The organism is Cupriavidus sp. GA3-3 (genome assembly GCF_000389805.1).
GTDB lineage: Bacteria > Pseudomonadota > Gammaproteobacteria > Burkholderiales > Burkholderiaceae > Cupriavidus > Cupriavidus necator_D.
Map to the genome: position 1 here is coordinate 182,739 of NZ_KB944469.1, position 21,425 is coordinate 204,163.

Genomic DNA, 21,425 nt, shown 5'->3' on the forward strand with positions numbered 1-21,425 from the left:
GTTCAGTTGGACTCACTCTCTAAGGATTCAAAAAAAGACGAGAATCCCTTACGCGTCGACAAAAACATGGGGTACATAGTCATCACCAGCGCACAAACTGTGAACAATACTCTGGTGTCCCCGACCAGTACATCCAGGGCCACACCACCAACCAACGAAGCCAAAGGTATCAGTCCACCCGATAGCAATCCATAGCATGCGTAGACGCGCCCCAATGCGCCTCGCGGAATCACTCGCTGCAGCGTCGTTTCAAAGAATATGCTCCAGTATCCATTTGCGACGCCGGCGGCAAACAACAGAAGAGAGGCGAGCGTGAAATTTCCGGTTCGGCTGAACAACAGAAAACAGCCACACATGAAAGAAATGATGGAAACTACAACCCGTGTCTGATTCAGGCGCGGCACAGGAATCTTCGCCGCCATGAGATACCCAATCAACACTCCCATCGAGAGTGCTGCCATGAGAAGACCGTACATCGGCACACTCACACGTAACACTCCAGAAGCATGGAAGGGCATCAAGACAAGGATTGGCGTGGCGAAGAAGTTGATCACCAACGCCATGCTCAGGAACTGTCGGCCACCTGGGATGCTGGCAAGGGTTCCAACTCCCTGAAGGAACTCTGTCACCAGACCAGCGATGCCAACCGTTGATCGACTCGATCGACGTTGTGGCGCGAACAGTTCGTTCGGCCTGGCGCATGACACGCAACGCACAGCCAGAAAATAGGACAGAGAATTTGCAAGAAATAATGCACCGGGACCAACCAACCCATAAATCCACCCTCCGAGCATGTTGCCAAGCAGGTCGCCAGAACGCGCCCCAGTCTTGTAGAGGGCATTCGCCGGCGCCAACGCTGCCCTCGGAACGAGGTCCGGCAACATCGCGCCGAAAGCAGGTCGGAAGAATGCCGACGAAACTGCAATCGTTAGGCTGCAAAGCACCGCTAGAACCGGGAGCCACGACCCCAAGCTTCGCGGCGCCCAATGGAATGCAAAGGCCAAAGCGAGAGTCACGCAAGCGTTCACTGTGTCACAGAACATTACGATCGATTTTCTGTTTATACGATCTGCAACGACACCAGACAGAGGCAAACAAAGCAACGCAGCGACGCCACAGCAAAACAGTGCGATGCCAACAAAGGATCCTGATTGGGTCGCCTCTTTGAGGAAGAATGAAATTGCAACCGTATGCGCAGAGCTCCCGACCAAACTGACAAACTGACCCGCCCAAACCAGTCGGAAGTTGTTGTACGCCAACGGAAATTTGGTCTCAGTGAAGCGTTCCCCTTGTCTGACTTCCGACATCACTCATTCCCATTCACAGGCATTGCCTGGATATGAACAACGCGGCGTCGCTTCTGCTCGGTCGGAATGTGCCCAGGATCACCGGGACGCGGGCCTCCCTGTAGCGAAGCCCGAAAGCTGTCCTGAAGCTTCGTTGGGAGCAACGGAAGAACCTCGTCTTCGACGAACGGCGCCAAGCTGCAACAGATGGGATCTGCATCCCACATGCGCCCCAGGTAGGCATAGCTGTTGGCCCTGCATCCACCATGGAACAGCTTTCCATACCGGCACTCCTTGCATGGAAGGTCGTTGATTGACCTGGAAAGGAAAGCTCTGAAATCTTCGCTGCCATAGACAGCTTCCACTGAACCGGCCGTGGAGATGGATTCGATGCCAGGGTCACGAAGCGAAGGACAAAATCGGATTCTGTCGCCCTGTTCGACGATCATCGAACCGAAGTGATATGAGCAAGGATGCTCGTCCAGGCTCGCAGCTGGGGAAAATCCGTAAAACAGATTGTCATATCGAAACACTTGAACTATTTCGAGTCGCCAATCAGGGATTTTTGGATATTCTTTAAGATAGTTCCTAATGATGTACTTATAACCAGCCTTTGCATCTTCGAGCCATGCAAGTTCGCTGCTTGAGAGATCGCTGCTCCTAAACCTGCCCGCAAGGTAGGCTTGATCGATCTGCCAACGATCAATCCCAATCCGGCTGAGAAGATCGTACATTTCCGGAAGCTCTTTTGCCGATACCTCGTTTGTTATTGTCGTGTTTACCGTAACATGCAGGCCATATTGTACCGCCAGTGCGATACGGTCGATGATCTGCGCGGCCTTAACACCTGCACCCGCATCATTCTTGCGTACCAAAGCATTACCAGCCAGACCGTCCAGACTAATGGCCACCCCTATCTCAACAGGAGCACTTTCAAAGATGGATCGCCGCCATCCCCTCACGGATCGGATAGCGCGCTGCTTGGCAAGCCACTCCAGCTTCCTTCTCGTGAGGAGCAGCCCGTTTGTGATGAAATACACGTTGTCGCAAACATCGAGAGATTTTGAAAAAATCCTCTTCCAATCTGGCCGAGTCAATATTTCGCCACCCGTTAGCGTAATCTTCCTCACTCCGAGCCGCGCCGCCTCGTCAAGAGTTCGGTCAATTTTCTCTCTGGGGTGATGCGGCTCGGCACTTGAAGACTCGGGGTAACAGTGTTCGCACCGAAGGTTGCAATGGTTGGTTGTCTCCAGGTGAAGACGGTATGGCTTCTTGTAGCGATCCAGTCGCTTATCAACTCGATTGCGAGAGTCTGGCCAGCTGGTAAACGGGGCTGGCGACTGAAATTCTGCCTCGTAGATTTGCAGCGTTCTTTGGTACGCTTCGGTGTGAGCCTGGAGCGCTTGCTGCGATGTCCCTGGTATGCCGTTGGTATGCTCAATGAAGAAGCCAAAGGCGTTGTCGCAGTAGTCTCGATACAGGCTGGTACTCAAAATCAGCGCATGCCAGTACTCGTCCACGAGCGCGGATGGCACAAGCGGTTCTTGAGTCTTTGCGCTGATCCAAAGGAAACGGCGTGCCTCTCGCTCGAGTTCGTCTGCCATGGAACCGAATGGACTCTTGAGGCGAAATCGCTCAGTGACCACCGAAAGATCGAAGTCACGCCAAGTCGTTGACGTCGTCAGATTTGATCTCAGAGACATAGGATTCTCCCCGCGGAAGTTCTGACCGAAGAAGCACGCCTAATAACTAGAACCTAGTTATTTGCCGATCACGTATTGCTATTACAGGAGTCCACAAGATGACCTGCATAGGTGGAGTGATAGCCAAAGTGCTTGCGGTGCCCAGTGCAGCGCTTGATGGCTTTCGAGAGAAAAATATAGACCTTTGACATTTCATACTCCTTTTTGAAAATGCCAACGTTTGCGTTGGCGTTGCGGAGCGCCTTAGGAGCGACGCCCCATTTCCTCCACGTGCACGCGGAGCTACGAACGCTGATGCCAAAAAGATTTTTCGGCAGCTGGATCGACTTTATGCCGACTCAATCAATCACTAGAAGATCGCCGTCGTCCAAGTAGATCTGCTTTCAGAGTGGTTCGTCATTCCGCGTTAGTAAGTAGGATCTTTCCCATCATCCCTGCGGAAAACTCGGAAGATTACGACGAACATTCGGGCGCCCCGCGGGGTTCCGCCTTTGAAACCGTGTTGCCGCATGTGGACAACTAGGGGAAGGGACTAAGCCGTTGGCGCCAATGGCGCGTCCCTGGTGCTGACCGCCCCCGATGAGCGGCCTAATTCCCTACAAGGAAACTGATATTGGGAGGCGCGCTGGCCCGGCTGGGTCGCGGAGAGCTCTCATGCCGCCCCTACCAAAAAATCGCCCCCAGCACCAGTGGCAAGAAGGCCCCCAACCTGCCCGCTGTCCTGCCGATGGCCGCGTCCATATCCTCGCTACATTGCCCCTACGCTGGGCGGCAGTCCGTCCGCGCATCCGGGGCCGTGCCGCCCGGGCGCGCCGGCCAAGCCGCCTCCTTCCTACCCAGACGCACCGCCTTCGCATCGTTCTCGTCCATGACGCCAGACACGGCCCCGCCGAGCCACCAGGCCGCCAACGACCATCCTGCCCCGCAGCGCCGCTGGCTGCCCTTGCTGCTGGCCGGCGCCGGCTATTTCGTGCTGGCGGCGGCTGCGCTTTGGCTGGCGCGGCTGCCCGGCACCGTGGCGGCGGTGTGGCTGCCCAACGCCTTCGGGCTGGGCCTGCTGCTGCACCGGCCGCGCGCGGAGGGGCCGTGGCTGCTGGCCGGCATGCTGGGCGCCAGCGTGCTGGCCAACCATGCGGCCGGCGACAGCGTCGCCACCGCGCTGATGCTGACCGGCGCCAACCTGGCCGAGATGCTGTTCGCGCTCGGGCTGCTGCGCCTGCTGGACCGGCATGCCGCCCTGGGGCGCCACGGTCCGCTGGCCGCCTTCGCGGTGATGCTGGCGGTGGGCGGCATCCTGGCGCCGGCACTGGGGGCCACCGCCGGCGCCATGGCCATCGCCGCGACCCATGGCACCAGCTTCGCCTCGGTCTGGTGGACGTGGTGGCAGGCCGACGCGCTCGGCATGGCGCTGTTGCTGCCGATGATGTTGTCGATGACGGAGGTGCGCGTGCGCGCCGCCGTCGCGCGGCCGGTGCTGGCGCCGCAGGCGGGCGCGCTGGCGCTGTGCCTGGCCATCGGCGCCTTTGCGCAGTGGCAGAGCCATGACCCGTTTGCCGCGATGTCGCTGCCGCTGGTGCTGGTGGCGCTGGCCGGCAATCCGTTTGCGACCGCGCTGCTGACGCTGGTGGCCACACTCTGCCTGCAGGCGCTGATGCTGCTCGCGCACCGCCATGAAGCAGTGCCGCTGTCGGCGGCGGTGATCATGGTGTTCCCGGTCTGCATCGCCTACCTGACCGAGCAGAACCGGCACGGCCGCGCCAGCCTGCGCAGCAGCGACAAGCGTTTTCGCCAGGCCATGGAGCACTCGGCCATCGGCATGGCGCTGGTCGACATGGACGGCCGCTGGCAGACGGTGAACCGTGCCATGACCGAGCTGCTGGGCTACAGCGCGGCCGAGCTGCGCGAGCTGAGCTACCAGCAACTGACCCACCCCGACGACCTGAGCGGCGGCCTGCGCCAGGTCGACAACCTGCTGTCCGGGAAGATCGAGTCCTACCGCCTGGAAAAGCGCTACCGCCATAAGGACGGCCATTACCGCTGGGTTCTGCTGGCGGTGTCGCTGGTGCGCGACGAACAGAGCGGCGAGCCGCAGCACTTCATCACCCAGGTGGAAGACATCCACGCGCGCAAGCTGGCGCAGCAAGAGCTGGAACGGCTGTCGCGCCGCATCCAGCTGGCGGCTGAAGCCGGCGGCGTGGGCATCTGGGAGTGGGACTTCACCAGCGCCGGCGTCACCTGGGACGCGCGCATGCACGCGCTGCACGGCACCGACCCCGCGGGCGGCACGCCAGTGGTGGAGCAATGGATCGCGATGCTGCATCCGGACGACGTCAGCCGCGTCAGCGGCGAGATGCGCCAGGCCATCCGCGGCGAGGCGCCGTTCGATACCGAATACCGCATCGCACGCCCCGGCGGCAACGTGCGCCACGTGCGCGCGATGGCCATGGTCACGCGCACCGACGATGGCACCGCGCAGGCCCTGGTCGGCACCAACTGGGACATCACCGAGCAGCGGCGCCTGACCGAGGCGCTGTTCGAAGAGAAGGAACGCCTGCACATCACGCTGCGCTCGATCGGCGATGCGGTGATCTGCACCGATGCGGCCATGCACGTGACCTTCATGAACCCGATCGCCGAACAGCTGACCGGCTGGACCATGGCCAGCGCCACCGGCCTGCCGCTGGAGCAGGTCTTCCGCATCGTCGACGAAGCCACCGGCGACCCCATCCCCAGCCCGGTCGAAGCCTGCCTGCGCACGCTCGCGCCGGCTTACCTGCAGGACGGCGCCGTGCTGCAGAGCCTGACCGGCGAGCGCCACGACGTGCAGGACTCGGCCGCTCCCGTGCTGACCGCGCGCGGCGAGGTGCTGGGCGCGGTGCTGGTGTTCCAGGACATCACCACCGCGCGCGCGCTGCAGCGCGAGCTGGCGCGTTCGGCCATGCACGATGCGCTCACTGGCCTGCCCAACCGCACCTGGTTCGAGAAGCGCCTGCGCGAAGCCTGCGACGCGGCGCGGCTGCACGGCCACCGCGCCGCGCTGTGCTTCATCGACCTGGACCGCTTCAAGATCGTCAACGACACCGCCGGCCACGGCGCCGGCGACGTGCTGCTGCGCGAACTGGGCTACATGATCCGCAACCACGTGCGTCCCGACGACGTGCTGGCGCGCCTGGGCGGCGACGAGTTCGCGCTGCTGCTCAAGGACTGCACCGTCGACCAGGCCGAACAGGTCTGCCAGGGCGTGATCGACGCCATCCGCGGCCGCCGCTTCCCGTGGGAAGGACGCGTGTACGACATGGGCGCCAGCATCGGCATCGCCGCGATCGACCTGGACGTGCCCCCGGTCAGCGAACTGATGAGCCGCGCCGACGTGGCCTGCTACGCCGCCAAGGCCGCCGGCCGCAGCCGCGTCTCGGTCTACCGCCGCGACGAGAGCGATGCGCGCCGCCACCACCGCGAGCTGGAAGTCGCCGCCGGCATCCATTCGGCGCTGGAAGCGAACCGCTTCCGCCTGTTCGCGCAGGAGATCCGCGCACTGCAGCCGGAGGAGAACGAAGACGGCGCCGAACACTGCCATATCGAGATCCTGGTGCGCATGGTCGACGAGCACGGCGATCTGATCATGCCCGGTGCCTTCATTCCCGCCGCCGAGCGCTACGACCTGATGGGCCACGTCGACCGCTGGGTCATCCGCAACGTGCTGCGCGGCTACGGCGAACGCCTGGGCGCCGTGCCCGGGCTGTCGGTATCGATCAACCTGTCCGCCAACTCGCTCGGCGAGCCCTTCCTGCTGCCCTTCCTGCATGCAGAGCTGGAGGCCAGTGCGCTGCCCGCCAGCCGCATCCGGCTGGAGATCACGGAAACCGCGCTGATCAACAATATGGCCGCGGCCAACCGGCTGGTGACGGAGATGCGGCGCGCCGGCTGCACCGTGTCGCTGGACGACTTCGGCTCGGGCCTGTCGTCGTTTGCCTACCTGAAGCAGTTCCCGGTGGACTTCCTGAAGATTGACGGCAGCTTCATCCGGCAACTGGCCGACAACGCGGTCGACCGCGAGATCGTCAGCTCGATCAACGACATCGGGCACCGGCTGGGGGTGCGCACGGTGGCGGAGTGGGTGGAGGATGAGCGCACCCTCGATGCGCTGCGCGCGATCGGGGTGGACTATGCGCAGGGGTATGTGATCGGGCGACCGGTGCCGCTGGACGTGTTCCTGGCCGGATGCCGGCAGCGCGACGCGCAGGCCTCCCAGGCCGCCGGGTCGTGATTAGATCCGGCGCCAGTCACGAGGCCAGATGTCCGCCCTCCCCGGTGCTCCGCTTCCATTGTGACTAAAACGCCATATTGAGGCTTATCCGTCCTACGGGATTACACCGATTCATACATGCCTGTATATACAGGACTATACATGCCTATGCATCGCCAAAAAAAGCGAGCGTTCCCGACTGCACGACCGAAGGAGTTCCCGTGACCAAGACCACCACCAACCCCACGCGTTTCCGCGACACCGAAATCCGCGCCCCCCGCGGCACCACGCTGACGGCCAGGAGCTGGCTCACGGAAGCCCCGCTGCGCATGCTGATGAACAACCTCGACCCCGAGGTGGCGGAGAACCCGAAGGAATTGGTGGTCTATGGCGGCATCGGCCGCGCCGCCCGCAACTGGGAATGCTATGACCGCATCGTCGAAGCGCTGACCCGCCTGGAAGACGACCAGACCCTGCTGGTGCAGTCGGGCAAGCCTGTGGGCGTGTTCCGCACCCATCGTGACGCGCCGCGCGTGCTGATCGCCAACTCCAACCTGGTGCCGCACTGGGCCAACTGGGAACACTTCAACGAACTCGATGCCAAGGGCCTGGCCATGTATGGCCAGATGACCGCCGGCAGCTGGATATATATCGGCAGCCAGGGCATCGTGCAGGGCACCTATGAGACCTTCGTCGAAGCCGGCCGCCAGCATTTCGGCGGCAACCTGAAGGGCCGCTGGGTGCTGACCGCCGGCCTGGGCGGCATGGGCGGCGCGCAGCCGCTGGCCGCCACGCTGGCCGGCGCTTGTTCGCTCAATATCGAATGCCAGCAGAGCCGCATCGACTTCCGCCTGAAGACCCGCTATGTCGACGAGCAGGCCACCGACCTGGACGACGCGCTGGCCCGCATCGACCGCTATACCTCGCAGGGCAAGGCGATCTCGATCGCGCTGTGCGCCAACGCCGCCGAGGTGCTGCCCGAGCTGGTGCGCCGCGGCGTGCGCCCGGACATGGTCACCGACCAGACCAGCGCGCATGACCCGCTCAACGGCTACCTGCCGGCCGGCTGGAGCTGGGACGAATACCGCGAGCGCGCGCAGCGCGAGCCGGCGGCGGTGGTCAAGGCCGCCAAGGCATCGATGGCCGCGCATGTGCGCGCCATGCTGGCGTTCCAGCAGATGGGCGTGCCGACCTTCGACTACGGCAACAATATCCGCCAGATGGCCAAGGAAGAAGGCGTGGCCAATGCCTTCGACTTCCCCGGCTTCGTGCCCGCGTACATCCGCCCGCTGTTCTGCCGCGGCATCGGCCCGTTCCGCTGGGCCGCGCTGTCGGGCGACCCGCAGGACATCTACAAGACCGACGCCAAGGTCAAGGAACTGATCCCCGATGACGAGCACCTGCACCGCTGGCTCGACATGGCGCGCGAGCGCATCAGCTTCCAGGGCCTGCCGGCGCGGATCTGCTGGGTGGGCCTGGGCCTGCGCGCCAAGCTGGGCCTGGCCTTCAACGAGATGGTGCGCAGCGGCGAGCTGTCGGCGCCGGTCGTGATCGGGCGCGACCACCTGGATTCGGGCTCGGTCGCCAGCCCCAACCGCGAGACCGAGGCCATGCAGGACGGCTCCGACGCCGTGTCCGACTGGCCGCTGCTGAACGCGCTGCTCAACACCGCCAGCGGCGCCACCTGGGTTTCGCTGCACCATGGCGGCGGCGTGGGCATGGGCTTCTCGCAGCATTCCGGCGTAGTGATCGTGTGCGACGGCACCGATGAAGCCGCCGCCCGCATCGCCCGCGTGCTGCACAACGACCCCGCCACCGGCGTGATGCGCCATGCCGACGCCGGCTACCAGATCGCCGTCGACTGCGCGCGCGAGCAGGGCCTGGACCTGCCGATGCTGAACCACGCATCGCGCGACTGATCCCGCGGCCAGCAAGAGCCGTTCTGCCGCCGGGCCGCCGCGTGCGCCCCGGCCGGCGCCTTATCGTTTTACGGAGACACCCATGTCCATCGACACCACCGCCGGCGTGGCGGTCGCTGCGCCCCCGGCGCAACTGTCACGCACGCGCGCCATTGCCGCGATTACCATCGGCAATGGCCTGGAGTTCTATGATTTCGTCGTCTACAGCTTCTTTGCCACGCTGATCGGCCGGCTCTACTTTCCGGTCGACAACCCTACCGGGCAACTGCTGATGTCGTTCGCCACCTTTGGCGTCGGCTTCCTGATGCGCCCGCTGGGCGGCCTGCTGATCGGCATGTATGCCGACCGCGCCGGGCGCAAGCCGGCGGTGGCGCTGACCTTGTGGCTGATGGGGCTGAGCTCGCTGATCTTCGTGGTGACGCCGCCGTACGCGCAGATCGGCATCCTCGCGCCGGTGCTGGTGGTGGTGGCGCGGCTGGTGCAGGGCTTTGCCATTGGCGGCGAGATGGGCGCATCGACCGCGCTGCTGCTGGAATACGCCGATGACCGCACGCGCGGCTTCTATACCGCATGGCAGCCGTTCAGCCAGGGCCTGGCGGCGCTGCTGGGCGCGATCACAGGCCTGGTGCTGAGCAACGTGCTGGCGCCGGCCGAGCTGGAAGCCTGGGGCTGGCGCCTCGCCTTCCTGATCGGCATCCTGGTGATCCCGGTCGGCCTGGTGATCCGCCGCCGGCTGGAAGAAACCGCCGCGCCCGTGCGCCACGGCGAGCACGCCGCGCAATGGCCGCTGCTGCGCCGCCATGGCCGCGAGATCATCGCCAGCATCCTGCTGATGATCGGCCTGGCCTCTTCGACCTATATCGTCGTGTACTACCTCAGCAACTACGCGGTCAGCGTGCTGAAGATGCCGCTGTCGCTGGGCATCTGGGCCGCGTGCGTGGCGGCGCTGGTGCAGGTGGTGCTGTCGCCGTTCGCGGGCTGGCTGGCTGACCGCATCGGCCGCAAGACCGTGGTGCTGTGGTCGCGCGTGGCGCTGCTGGCAATGGTCTACCCGGCCTTCGTGCTGATCAACGCCGAGCCGTCGCTCGCGCGCCTGCTGGTGGTGGTGGGCTGCCTGTCGGTGCCAATGTCGATGACCGCGCCGGCCTCGATGGTCCTGGTCAGCGAGGTGCTGCCGCAGCGGCTGCGCGCCACCGGGCTGTCGATCGCGTATTGCGTGGCGATCGCGATCTTCGGCGGCTTTGCGCAGTATTTTTCGACCCGGCTGATCCAGGTCACCGGTGACGCCAATGCGCCCGCGCTGTATGTGATCGGCTGTGGCCTGGTATCGCTGATCGGCCTGGCAATGGTGCCGGAAACGCTGGGACGGCGGCTGAAATGAGTTCCCCGGCGCCTGCAAAGGGTGCTCCAAAGCCGCCCGAGCTAGCCTAAGCAAGGTGTTCTCCCTCTCCCCTCATGGGGAGAGGGTGGTTTGGCCAGGAACCACATCAAGCAAGGCCCTCGTTTTTTCCAGCCCTGTGACGCCGGCAAACGCCCCACCGTCCCCCGCTGCCAGCACCTCAAAACCCCGGGTTAACACCTAGAACGCCGTTCGGATTCCCGAACGGCGTTTTCGCATGCCGGTCCGGATTCCCGAATCCGGCGCCGGAATCACATCTTTTTCTCCTTTGTATTCAATAAGTTGCACAACTCCTGCAGCCCTTTCGGGCTGGCACGGCGCGTGCAATATAGGCCGCCGCTTACAGCGCCAGACGGGTATGCCGGCACGCCGCCCGGCGTCCCGGCCGATGCCAAAAACAAAGGAGGACACACATGACCGACCCCGCCTTGCCCACCCCCTTCGCCACTCCGGCGAACCCACGGCACCTGTTGCCGCGCTGAACCACGACAAGGCCGGCCCGGCGCCCCGACATCGCCGCCCAGCCTTCCCGCAATACACAGACGCCCGTCCCTGCCACAGGAGACGGACGCACAGGCCTGATCCACGATGAAACTGAATCGACTGCCCACCCTGATCTTCATTGCGATGCTGCTCGGCGTGCTGGTCGGCACCGCCGCGCACAACATGGCGCCGGACGCCGCCACCGCCAAATCGATTGCGGACCACCTGTCCATCCTGACCGATGTATTCCTGCGGATGATCAAGATGATCATCGGCCCGCTGGTGTTCGCCACGCTGGTGGCCGGCATCGCCAGCATGGGCGATGGCCGCGCCGTGGGCCGCATCGGCCTGAAGGCAATGATGTGGTTCATTGGCGCCTCGATCACCTCGCTGCTGCTGGGCCTGGTGATGGCCAACCTGCTGGAACCCGGCCACGGCATGAACCTGCCGCTGCCGCCAGCTGACGCGGCCTCGAACCTGAAGACCGGCGCGCTGAACCTGCGCGACTTCATCGCCCACATGTTCCCCAAGAGCTTTGTCGAGGCCATGGCGCACAACGAGATCCTGCAGATCGTGGTGTTCTCGCTGTTCTTCGGCTTTGCGCTGGGCACGGTCAAGGACGGCGTGGGCAAGCCCGTGCTGCAAGGCATCGAAGGCCTCGCCACGGTGATGCTGAAGGTCACCAACTACGTGATGGCGTTTGCCCCGGTTGGCGTGTTCGGCGCCATCGCGGCGGTGATCACCGCGCAGGGCCTGGGCGTGCTGGTCGTGTACGCCAAGCTGATTGGCAGCCTGTACCTGGCGCTGGCGCTGCTGTGGGTGGCGCTGATCGCCGGCGGCTACTTCTTCCTGGGCCGTGACGTGTTCCGCCTGCTCAAGCAGATGCGCGCGCCGCTGATGATCGGCTTCGCCACCGCCAGCAGCGAATCGGCCTACCCGAAAGTGATCGACCAGCTGACCCGTTTCGGCGTCAAGGAGCGCATCACCAACTTCGTGCTGCCGCTGGGCTACTCGTTCAACCTGGACGGCTCGATCATGTACACCTCGTTTGCCGCGCTGTTCGTGGCGCAGGTGTATGGCATCGAGCTGTCGCTGACCCAGCAGATCACCATGCTGCTGGTCCTGCTTGTCACCAGCAAGGGCATCGCCGGCGTGCCGCGCGCCTCGCTGGTGGTGGTCGCCGCCGTGCTGCCGATGTTCGGCCTGCCGGAGGCCGGCATCCTGCTGGTGCTGGGCATCGACCACGTACTCGACATGGGTCGCACCGTGACCAATGTGCTCGGCAATGCGATTGCCACCGCCGTCGTCGCCAAAAGCGAAGACGCCATCGGCGCGCCGGTACCGTCCGAGGAGGATGAACCCGCCGCGGATACCACCACCGGCCTGGCACCTGCCCAGGTCCTCGCGGGCAAGTAATACCGTCCGCCAGGCGTGCCAGGGCCCGGTTGCCGATACGGCAACCGGGCCTTTTTGCATTCTGGCGCGGCACCGCCCCCCTGGTGTGGTAAAAGTAGGCACCCGCGCCGGCCCCTGCCCCTCTGGTCCGCGCGGCGGCTTTGCCACCTGCCTCACCCAACACCTGATGACCGGTCCGCTACACCCTCCCGGCGATACCACCCGCGCCACCGCACCCGCGTCCGCCGCACCCACCGGCTCGCGCCTGCCCCACGGCCTGCGCGGCCTTGCGCCGCTGCTCGCGCTGCTGGCGCTGGCCATGCTGGTGGGCCTGGCGGGCTCGCTCGGCTACCGCTACAGCTACGACACCGCGCTGGCGCGCCAGGCCGAACGCGGCCAGGTGCAGTTGCGGCTGTACACGCAGGCACTGGAAAGCGAGCTGGCGCACTACGACTACGTGCCCGGCCTGCTGTCGCTGGACGAGCGCATCGCCGCGCTGCTGCTGCGCCCGGACGACGCCGCCCGCGCGGCACGCGCCAATGACTACCTGAGCGCCCTCAATACGCGCGCCGGCACGCGCGTGATCTATGTGCTGGATGCGCACGGCAAGGTGCTGGCCAGCAGCAACTGGCAGCGCCCGGACAGCTACCTGGGCGAAGCGCTGAGTTTCCGCCCGTACTTCCAGGCGGCCATGGACGGCCAGCTGGGGCGCTTCTACGGCGTGGGCACCACCCGCAGCGAATCGGGCTACTACCTGTCGGCGCCGCTGGGCGAGCGCGACAACCCGGTCGGCGTGGCGGTGGTCAAGATTGGCCTGGAGCCGCTGGAGAACCGCTGGCAGGGCGCCGACAGCCAGATGCTGCTGACCGACGAGAACGGCGTGGTGATCCTGGCCTCGGACCCGTCATGGAAGCTGGCCGCGCTGCGCCCCCTGTCACCCGAGGCGCGCGAGCGCCTGATGCGCAGCCTCCAGTACAACCGCGCCCCGCTGCCGCAACTGCCGCTGACCCTGGTGCGCAAGCTGAACAACGGCAACGGCAGCAGCAGCGACGAACTGGTGCGCCTGCGCCGCGGCCCGCCGATGCTGGCGCAGCATGCCGCGCTGCCCGGCACCGACTGGCAGCTGACGCTGCTGACCAATACCTCGCAGGCACGCGTGGCCGCGCTCAACACGGCGGCACTGGCCGGCGTGCTGAGCGCCTTCGTGCTGCTGCTGGGGGCGGCGTGGAACGTGCGCCGGCGCATCGTCAACGAGCGCCTGGCGGCGCGCGCCGCGCTGGAGGCGGCCAACAGCGAGCTGGAGCGCAAGGTGGCCGATCGCACCGCCGACCTGTCCACCTCCAACCAGCGCCTGCAGGCCGAGGTGGCCGAACGCATCCGTGCCGAGACCGTGCTGCGCCAGGCCCAGGACGGGCTGCTGCAGGCCGGCAAGCTGGCCGCCGTGGGGCAGATGTCGACCGGCATCGCGCATGAGCTGAACCAGCCGCTGGCGGCGCTGCGCACCATCTCAGGCAATACCGGCAAGTTCCTCGAGCGCGGCGACTACGCCACCGTGCGCGCCAACCTCGACACCATCATCGGGCTGGTCGAACGCATGGGCCGCATCACCGGCGCGCTCAAGTCGTTTGCACGCAAGTCCGGCAACGGCCGCCGCCAGGCCAGGCTGGCCGAAGCGGTGGACAACGCATTGTTCCTGCTGCAGACGCGCGTGGACGCGGTCCAACCCGCGCTGCAGCGCGATATCGATCCGACGCTGGCGGTGGTGTGCGATCCCAACCGCCTGGAACAGGTACTGGTGAACCTGCTCGGCAACGCGCTCGATGCCCTCGCCGGCCAGCCCGCGCCGCGCATTGCGCTGCACGCGCACGTGGCGGGCGCCATGGTCCACCTGACCGTGCGCGACAATGGCGCCGGCTTGTCCGAGGAAGCCTTCGCACGACTGTTCGAGCCCTTCTTCACCACCAAGCCCGCCGGGCAAGGGCTGGGGCTCGGCCTCACGCTGTCGGCCGGCATCCTCAATGAAAACGGCGGCAGCCTGTCCGCCGCCAACCACCCGGACGGCGGCGCCTGCTTCACGCTGGTGCTGCCGCTGGCGCCGCACGACGCCAACCCACAGGACGCAAAGCATGCCGGCTGACCTGACTGTACTGATCGTCGAGGACGATGCCGACGTACGCCTGGGCTGCGAGCAGGCGCTGCGCCTGGAGGGCATTGCCACGCGTGGCGTGGGCAGCGCCGAGGCCGCGTTGCGCGAGGCCGGGCCGGGCTATGCCGGCGTGGTCGTCAGCGACATTCGCCTGCCGGGCCAGGACGGCATGGCGCTGCTCGCGCAACTGCGCGAGCGCGACCCCGCGCTGCCGGTGATCATGATCACCGGCCATGGCGACGTGGGGCTGGCGGTGCAGGCGATGAAGCAAGGCGCCTACGACTTCCTGGAAAAGCCGTTCTCGCCCGAGCAGCTGGTGGACGCCACGCGCCGCGCGCTGGAGCAACGCCGGCTCGCGCTGGAAGTGTCAGAACTGCGAGAACGGCTGGCGGGCCGCCAGAAGCTGGAAGCCCACCTGATCGGCCATTCGCCCACGGTCGAGCGGCTGCGCCGCCTGATCGCCGACCTGGCCGGCACCGACGCCAATGTGCTGATCCACGGCGAGACCGGCACCGGCAAGGAACTGGTGGCGCGCTGCCTGCATGAGGCCAGCCAGCGCCACGCGCGCAACTTTGTTGCCATCAACTGCGGCGGCCTGCCAGAACAGCTGTTCGAGAGCGAGATCTTCGGCCATGAAGCCGGCTCGTTCACCGGTGCCGCGCGCCGCCGCATCGGCAAGATCGAACACGCCGAAGGCGGCACGCTGTTTCTCGACGAGATCGAGAGCATGCCGATGCCGCTGCAGATCAAGCTGCTGCGGGTGCTGCAGGAACGCGTGGTGGAACGGCTTGGCTCCAACCAGCCGGTGCCGGTCAACACGCGCGTGGTGGCCGCCACCAAGGCCGACCTGCGCGCGCTCTCCGATGCCGGCCAGTTCCGCGCCGACCTGTATTACCGCCTGAACGTGATCACGCTGGAATTGCCGCCGCTGCGCGAGCGGCGCGAAGACGTGCCGGCTTTGTTCGAGCATTTCGTCGCGCAGGCCGCGTTGCGCTTCAACCGCGAGGCTGTGCCCGCGACCCCGGCCGAGCTGGCCGCGCTGGTAGCCTACCCATGGCCCGGCAATGTGCGCGAGCTGCGCAACCTGGCCGAGCGCCATGTGCTGGGGCTGGGCTGCAACCCCGGCCACGGCACCACCGCTCCCGAAGCCCTGCCGCTGGCGCAGGCAGTCGAGCAATTCGAGCGCGCACTGATTGCCGATGCCATGCGCCGCCACGACGGCAACCTGAGCCGCGCCAGCGAAGCCCTGGGCGTGGCGAAGACCACGCTGTTCGACAAGGTGCGCAAGTACGGGCTTTGAAGCGTGGCCGGGGAATCGGGAACAGTCGCGCCGGCCATGCCGCGCAATCTGTCATGTCACGACAGAACTCTGAAGCGCCCGCTGTATTCAGCGGATGCTTCAGAGCTGCGTCGAACCCCGGGGAACCACCGGGGCAGGACAATGTCTGCGTTACTGTCGTGCCTGCCTGCAAGCACCAATGTGCGTTAAACAACCAATACGCGATGGATTTATGTTTTTTCTTACAGATGGATTGGCGTTTGCGGCATATTATTGGCTTCCAGCAGATCCGAGTCTGAGATCTTCAATACGTCCAGAAAGTCGCTGATCGGCTGGAAATGAAAGAAACAACAAATTTATAAAGAAAGCCGTCCGGCCGGCGGGGGAGCGGGTCAGGACACAGGGTCAGTCAACCATTGGCAGTGACAACCGCGCGGCGCATGTGCCTGGCGCCGCGGGCGCCGTCCCGGCGCGACTGCCTTCAGGACCACGGGTGATGGGATGAAACTGGATCCGGCACTGGCTGAAAAGCCTTATTACAGCACGCGTACAGCGGCAAAACTGCTTAACGTCTCTCTGGGCACCGTCCAGAAGATGGTCGAGCGCGGCGAACTTGGCGCCTGGAAGACCAACGGCGGCCATCGGCGCATCCACAAGGAGACCGTGCACCGCCTGCTGGCGACGCGCATCGGGCCGGAATCGGCGTCGCCGCACGGCCTGGACCTGGTGGTATTCCACCCCAACCACCAGGAAGCGCAGCGCATCCACGGCCAGCTTGCCAAGTGGGGGCTGCCGCTCAAGAGCGTGGTGGTCGACGATGTGCTGGACACCGTCATCACCTCGGTCAGCGAGCATCCGCGCGTGGTGCTGTACTACGTCGACGAACTGAACGACGCCGAGTCGGCCACCATCGAGAAGCTACAGAATTTCTTTGCCAGCCAGCACGTGATCTTCGCCGTGATCACCAACCGCCAGGCCTATGAAGGCGTGGCCGATGCCCTGCAGCACTGGGGCATCATGGTGTTCCTGAAGACGCCGTCGCTGGAAGAGGTCAAGGGCTTCCTGCGCGCCCAGCTGATGATGGGCCGCACCGCCTGAGCACGGCTGCGCCGGGGCCATGCCGGCCCCGGCATCGCTTGCAGCCTCAGGCCACTGCCGCCTGCCGCGGCGTTGCCAGCCCGGCTTCGTCGCCGTCGGCCTGCGCCATCATCCAGCCGTACAGGTTGCGCGGATCCGGCGGCATCGCCACCAGCTCAACCGCCCTGCCCGCCCGGTGCGCCTGCGCTGCGGTGTAGAGCCAGCGCAGCGCGGCGTAGTCTTCCAGCGCAAACCCAACCGAATCGAACACGGTCACCTCGTCCGCCGCCGCGCGGCCGGGCGCGTGGCCGGCCAGCACCTGCCACAGCTCGGTCACCGGCGCATCGGCCGGCAACTGCTGGATCTCGCCTTCGATGCGCGTCTGGTCTTCGTATTCCACCACGATGCGCGCGCGGCGCAGGATATCGGGGTGCAGTTCAGTCTTGCCGGGGCAGTCGCCGCCAACCGCATTAAGGTGCATGCCGGGCCGCACCATTTCCGGCGTGAGGATGGTGGCGCGAGTCTTGTCGGCGGTGACCGTGGAGACAATGTCCGCCCCGGCCAGCGCGGCCTCGATCGATTCGGCACGCCGGATCGAAAGTCCGGGTACGCCACCAAGGTTGCGCATCAGCCGTGTGGTGGCGGCGGGATCGATGTCATAGGCGGCGATCTCGCGCACGCCCAGCATCGCCTGGAAGGCCAGCACCTGGAACTCGGCCTGCGCGCCGTTGCCGATCAGCGCCATCGTCGCCGCACCGGGCCGCGCCATGGCGCGCGCCGCCAGCGCCGAGGTCGCCGCGGTGCGCAGCGCAGTGGCCAGCGTCAGGTCGGCCAGCATCAGCGGGAAGCCGGTTTCCACCTCGGCCAGCAGGCCGCAGGCCATCACCGTCGGCATGCCATGCTGCGCATTGCGCGGATGGCCGTTGACATACTTGAACGCATACTGGATGCCGTCGCTGACCGGCATCAGCTCGATCACGCCACGCGCGGAATGGCTCGCCAGCCGCGCGGACTTGTCGAAGTCGTGCCAGCGCAGAAAGGCCTGCCGGACCTGCCCGGCCAGGTCCACGATGGCGGCCTGCGGGCCGATGGTGGCCACCAGCCGGGCCACGTCACTGGCGTCCAGGAACAGGGATCGGGCGGTGCTTTTCATGACCGTCTCCTTGGCTGTCTGTGCGATGCCTGCACTCAGGCCGCCACCGCGGCGATGCCCGGCCCGCTGCGGCGATCCAGGCGCAGCGTCATGCAATAGGCGCCGCCGCCGGACAGCATGAAGGGCGACAGGTCGACCTCATGCAGCTGGTAGCCGCGCCGGCCCAGCTCGGTGCGCAGGTGCGGCGTGGTGCGGGTCATCACCACCTGGTCGTCGAGATTGACGGCATTGACGCTGAAGTGGCGCAGGTCGTCGGCGCTGGCCTCGATGCGCAGCCGCGCCGGCACGCGCGCGCGCAGTTCGCGCAACGCCGCTTCGCTGAAAGCCGGCGGGTAGTACAGCACCTCGCCGCCGGAAAGCGGGCAGAAGCAGACGTCCAGGTGGTAGCTCTGCTCGGTGGCCAGTTCCAGCGCCACCACGTCCTTGCCGAAGTAGTTCGACACCGCCACGGCTGCCTCATGCGACGAGCGCGGACCGAACCCGGCCCAGAAGTGACCGCGGCCGGCATCCCAGATGCAGTCGCCCGCGCCTTCCTGGAAGCAGCCCTCGGGCAGCAGCGCGACTTCGTCGAGCACGCCGCGTTCGCGCAGCTTGCCGAAGATGTCGGCGAACGGCGCTTCTTCACCACGGCGTTGCGGGTAGCGAAAGCGCGCCAGCAACGCGCGGCCATCGAGCACCACCGCGGCGTTGGCCGGGAACACCATGTCGGGCAGCCCCGGCGCGCCGGGGGCCACCTCGACCGCAAAGCCGGCCCGGCCCAGCGCCTCGCGCAGCGCGTCGAACGACTGCATCGCGCTGCGGTGCATGCCGCGCGGGTCGCGTGCCCAGGCAGCCGGGTCCATCCACGGATTGATGCTGTACGACACGTCGTAGAAGGTCGGCTCGACCAGCAGGATCGTGGGGGAGTGGGTCACGGGGGCTCCTTTTTTGATGGCAGGTTTCGGGAAATCAATCGCTCGATTGAATTCTCGGGCAAGCTGGTGTTAACTAATAGCCAGCAAATTGCGCAATTTGCGCGAGGCATTTATCAAAATGCCAGCGTATGCTGGCGCTTTGAAAAGACTGTTTGCCCACCCCATGGATGCCACCGACCACCAGTTGATTTCACTCCTGCGCGACAACGCGCGCATGCCGGTCACGGCGCTGGCGCAGGCGCTGCGCGTGTCGCGCGCGACCGTGCAGAACCGCATCGACAAACTGGAACAGGAAGGGGTGATCGTTGGCTACACGGTGCGCCTGCGGCCCGAGGCCGAAGCGCACCGCATCCGCGCCTGGATGACGATTGCCGTGGAAGGCAACAAGGCCCGCACCGTGCTGCAGGCGCTGCGCGGCGAGCCCAATGTGCAAGCGCTGCATACCACCAACGGCCGCTGGGACATCATTGCCGAGCTGCGCGCCGACACACTGGAAGCGTTCGACCGCGCGCTGGACCGGATCCGGCTGATCGATGGCATCAGCGCCACCGAGACCAGCATCCTGCTGTCGACCTACAAGTAAAGGGACCCGCCCAGGTCCCGGCGCTTCCCACCACCGGCAGGCGCGCCACGCCCAGTGCCGCCATGCGCTTGTGCGGTGCATCACGCCCCACGATTGGGATGCGCTGCACCAAAGGCGGTCAAATATATCACCCCGTGATATATTACGCGCACCATTCCAAAGCGCCCCCCGTCACAAGAATGCCAACCGCCCCCGCTGTCGCTGCCCTGGCGCAGAATGCCCGTGCATGGCTGCGCACATTCGTTCCGCTACCCGTTGCCGCCAGCCGCAAGGAGCGCCTCAAAAGCTGCCTGGGCGCCCTGCTGGGCCTGCTCTGCACTGAATGGATCAGCCACCAGACCTTGGGCGGCTTCAACCCCTGGTTTGTCGCGCCGATGGGGGCCTGCGCGGTGCTGCTGTTCGCCGTGCCATCATCGCCGCTGGCACAGCCCTGGTCAGTGATTGGCGGCAACCTGATTGCCGCGGTGGTCGGCGTGGCGTGCGCGCGCTGGATCCCGGACCCTGGCCTGGCCGCAGCGGTCGCAGTGGCCGTCTCCATCGCCCTGATGTTCCAGTTCCACTGCGTGCACCCGCCCAGCGGCGCGGTGGCCATCACCGCCGTATTCGGCGGGCCGGCGGTCAGTGCGCTGGGCTTCGGCTTCGTTGCCGTGCCCGTGCTGTTCAATTCGATGCTGCTGCTGATGATGGCGCTGGCCTTCAACAACCTGTCGCGGCGGCGCTACCCGCACCGCCCGCCCGAGCCTGCCATGCAGCACGGGACCAAGGACGTGCCGCCATCCCAGCGCGTTGGCGTCACCCGCGCCGACCTCGATGCTGCGCTGAAGGTGCGCGGCGAATTCCTGGATATCGAAGAAGACGACCTCGAACAGATCCTGGTGGCCGCGCAGTTGCGCGCCTACCGGCGCCACTTCGGCAACGTGCTGTGCGGCGAGATCATGTCGCGCGACGTGGTCATGGTGACCCCGGACCAGCCTGCACATGAGGCCGGGCACCTGCTGTCGCGGCACCGTATCAAGGCCCTGCCGGTAGTGGACGCCACCCGGCGGCTGGTAGGCATCATCACCCAGAGCGATTTTTTTGCGGCGCAGCGTGATACCGGTGCGCGGCGGCTGGCTGGTACCGTGCGGGACCTGATGACACGCGCCGTTGTCACCGCCCGACCCGAGCAGCCGATGGTGGAGTTGGCCCAGGCATTCTCGGACGGCGGCTTGCACCACGCGCCGGTGATCGACGACCACCGGCGCGTGGTGGGGATGGTGACGCAATCGGATCTGGTGGCTGCACTGCTCAAGAGTGGGGTGATGGCGGTGCCGGATTGAGGGCACCCGGGGACCTGTCAGAAATTTTGTGTTTAGGGCATAACATGTCGCCAAGGAGCATGTATGCCACGCAAGACGAAGACCAGCCAAGCCGCAGGCCGTGAACTGCCGGCTATTCCCGAGGACCTGATCGCTCATTTCGTTAAGGGTCCGATGACCGCCGAAGCGGTTCAGGACGCCTCGATGGCATTCAAGAAGGCCCTGATCGAGCGGGCCCTAGGCGCCGAGCTAGGCCATCACTTGGGCTACCAGCCGGGCGCGGAGCGCCCGGCTGGCACAGCCAACCAGCGCAACGGCAAGAGCGCCAAGACCGTTCTAACCGAGGATGGCCCGCTGCGGGTCGACATCCCGCGCGACCGCGACGGCAGCTTCGATCCGATCCTGATTCCCAAGCACGAACGGCGCTTCACTGGGTTCGATGACAAGATCATCGCCATGTACGCCCGTGGCATGACCGTGCGCGAGATCCAGGCGTTTCTGGCCGAACAGTACGGCACCGAAGTCTCGCCCGAGTTCATCAGTT

14 protein-coding genes are annotated in these 21,425 nt (G+C 65.5%); 10 read left to right on the plus strand and 4 right to left on the minus strand.

Annotated elements, in window-relative coordinates:
- Positions 1–2: 2 nt before the first annotated feature.
- Both C265_RS31320 and C265_RS31325 read right to left on the minus strand, forming a co-directional pair.
- Positions 3–1,307: an MFS transporter gene (locus tag C265_RS31320; RefSeq protein ID WP_081050171.1), complete on the minus strand. Its 1,305-nt coding sequence runs from the start codon at positions 1,305–1,307 to the stop codon at positions 3–5.
- A complete protein-coding gene (locus C265_RS31325; RefSeq protein WP_161940219.1) occupies positions 1,307–2,890 on the minus strand; it encodes a radical SAM protein in 1,584 nt (527 codons plus the stop codon). The genes C265_RS31320 and C265_RS31325 overlap by 1 nt, the downstream gene beginning before the upstream one ends.
- A 967-nt stretch (positions 2,891–3,857) precedes the next feature.
- Between C265_RS31325 and C265_RS08995 the strand changes: the two genes are divergently transcribed.
- The 7 genes from C265_RS08995 (at position 3,858) to C265_RS09025 (ending at position 16,954) form a co-directional block, all read left to right on the plus strand.
- A complete protein-coding gene (locus C265_RS08995) occupies positions 3,858–7,256 on the plus strand; it encodes a diguanylate cyclase (RefSeq protein ID WP_010813059.1) in 3,399 nt (1,132 codons plus the stop codon).
- A 200-nt stretch (positions 7,257–7,456) separates the two neighbouring features.
- Complete coding sequence (gene hutU / locus C265_RS09000) at positions 7,457–9,154, plus strand: urocanate hydratase (protein WP_010813060.1); 1,698 nt, start codon at positions 7,457–7,459, stop codon at positions 9,152–9,154.
- Positions 9,155–9,236: 82 nt separating this feature from the next.
- A complete protein-coding gene (locus C265_RS09005; RefSeq protein WP_010813061.1) occupies positions 9,237–10,535 on the plus strand; it encodes an MFS transporter in 1,299 nt (432 codons plus the stop codon).
- 606 nt (positions 10,536–11,141) lie between these two features.
- Positions 11,142–12,452 (plus strand): dicarboxylate/amino acid:cation symporter, encoded by a 1,311-nt coding sequence (locus C265_RS09010; RefSeq protein WP_010813062.1) that lies wholly within the window; start codon positions 11,142–11,144, stop codon positions 12,450–12,452.
- A gap of 166 nt (positions 12,453–12,618) precedes the next feature.
- Positions 12,619–14,568 (plus strand): ATP-binding protein, encoded by a 1,950-nt coding sequence (locus tag C265_RS09015; RefSeq protein ID WP_010813063.1) that lies wholly within the window; start codon positions 12,619–12,621, stop codon positions 14,566–14,568.
- Positions 14,558–15,877 carry a sigma-54 dependent transcriptional regulator gene (locus C265_RS09020; protein ID WP_010813064.1) on the plus strand — a complete coding sequence of 440 codons (1,320 nt, stop codon included), beginning with the start codon at positions 14,558–14,560 and terminating at the stop codon, positions 15,875–15,877. Before C265_RS09015 ends, C265_RS09020 begins: the two co-directional genes overlap by 11 nt.
- A 480-nt stretch (positions 15,878–16,357) precedes the next feature.
- A complete protein-coding gene (locus tag C265_RS09025) occupies positions 16,358–16,954 on the plus strand; it encodes a helix-turn-helix domain-containing protein (RefSeq protein WP_010813065.1) in 597 nt (198 codons plus the stop codon).
- 46 nt (positions 16,955–17,000) lie between these two features.
- On the opposite strand, the gene C265_RS09030 is transcribed toward C265_RS09025, so the two are convergent.
- Complete coding sequence (locus C265_RS09030; RefSeq protein ID WP_010813066.1) at positions 17,001–18,086, minus strand: ornithine cyclodeaminase; 1,086 nt, start codon at positions 18,084–18,086, stop codon at positions 17,001–17,003.
- A 35-nt stretch (positions 18,087–18,121) separates the two neighbouring features.
- On the minus strand, positions 18,122–19,000 hold the full coding sequence (locus C265_RS09035) for a dimethylarginine dimethylaminohydrolase family protein (protein ID WP_010813067.1): 879 nt from the start codon (positions 18,998–19,000) through the stop codon (positions 18,122–18,124).
- Positions 19,001–19,163: 163 nt separating this feature from the next.
- Here C265_RS09035 and C265_RS09040 point away from each other — a divergent pair, with 163 nt between their 5' ends.
- The 3 genes from C265_RS09040 to C265_RS09050 form a co-directional block, all read left to right on the plus strand.
- On the plus strand, positions 19,164–19,583 hold the full coding sequence (locus C265_RS09040; RefSeq protein WP_010813068.1) for an Lrp/AsnC family transcriptional regulator: 420 nt from the start codon (positions 19,164–19,166) through the stop codon (positions 19,581–19,583).
- A gap of 179 nt (positions 19,584–19,762) precedes the next feature.
- The gene (locus C265_RS09045) at positions 19,763–20,902 is read left to right on the plus strand and encodes an HPP family protein (protein WP_010813069.1); all 1,140 of its coding nucleotides are present in this window, start codon (positions 19,763–19,765) and stop codon (positions 20,900–20,902) included.
- 63 nt (positions 20,903–20,965) lie between these two features.
- The coding region (locus C265_RS09050) for an IS256 family transposase (RefSeq protein WP_010813070.1) at positions 20,966–21,425 on the plus strand (460 nt) is incomplete at its 3' end.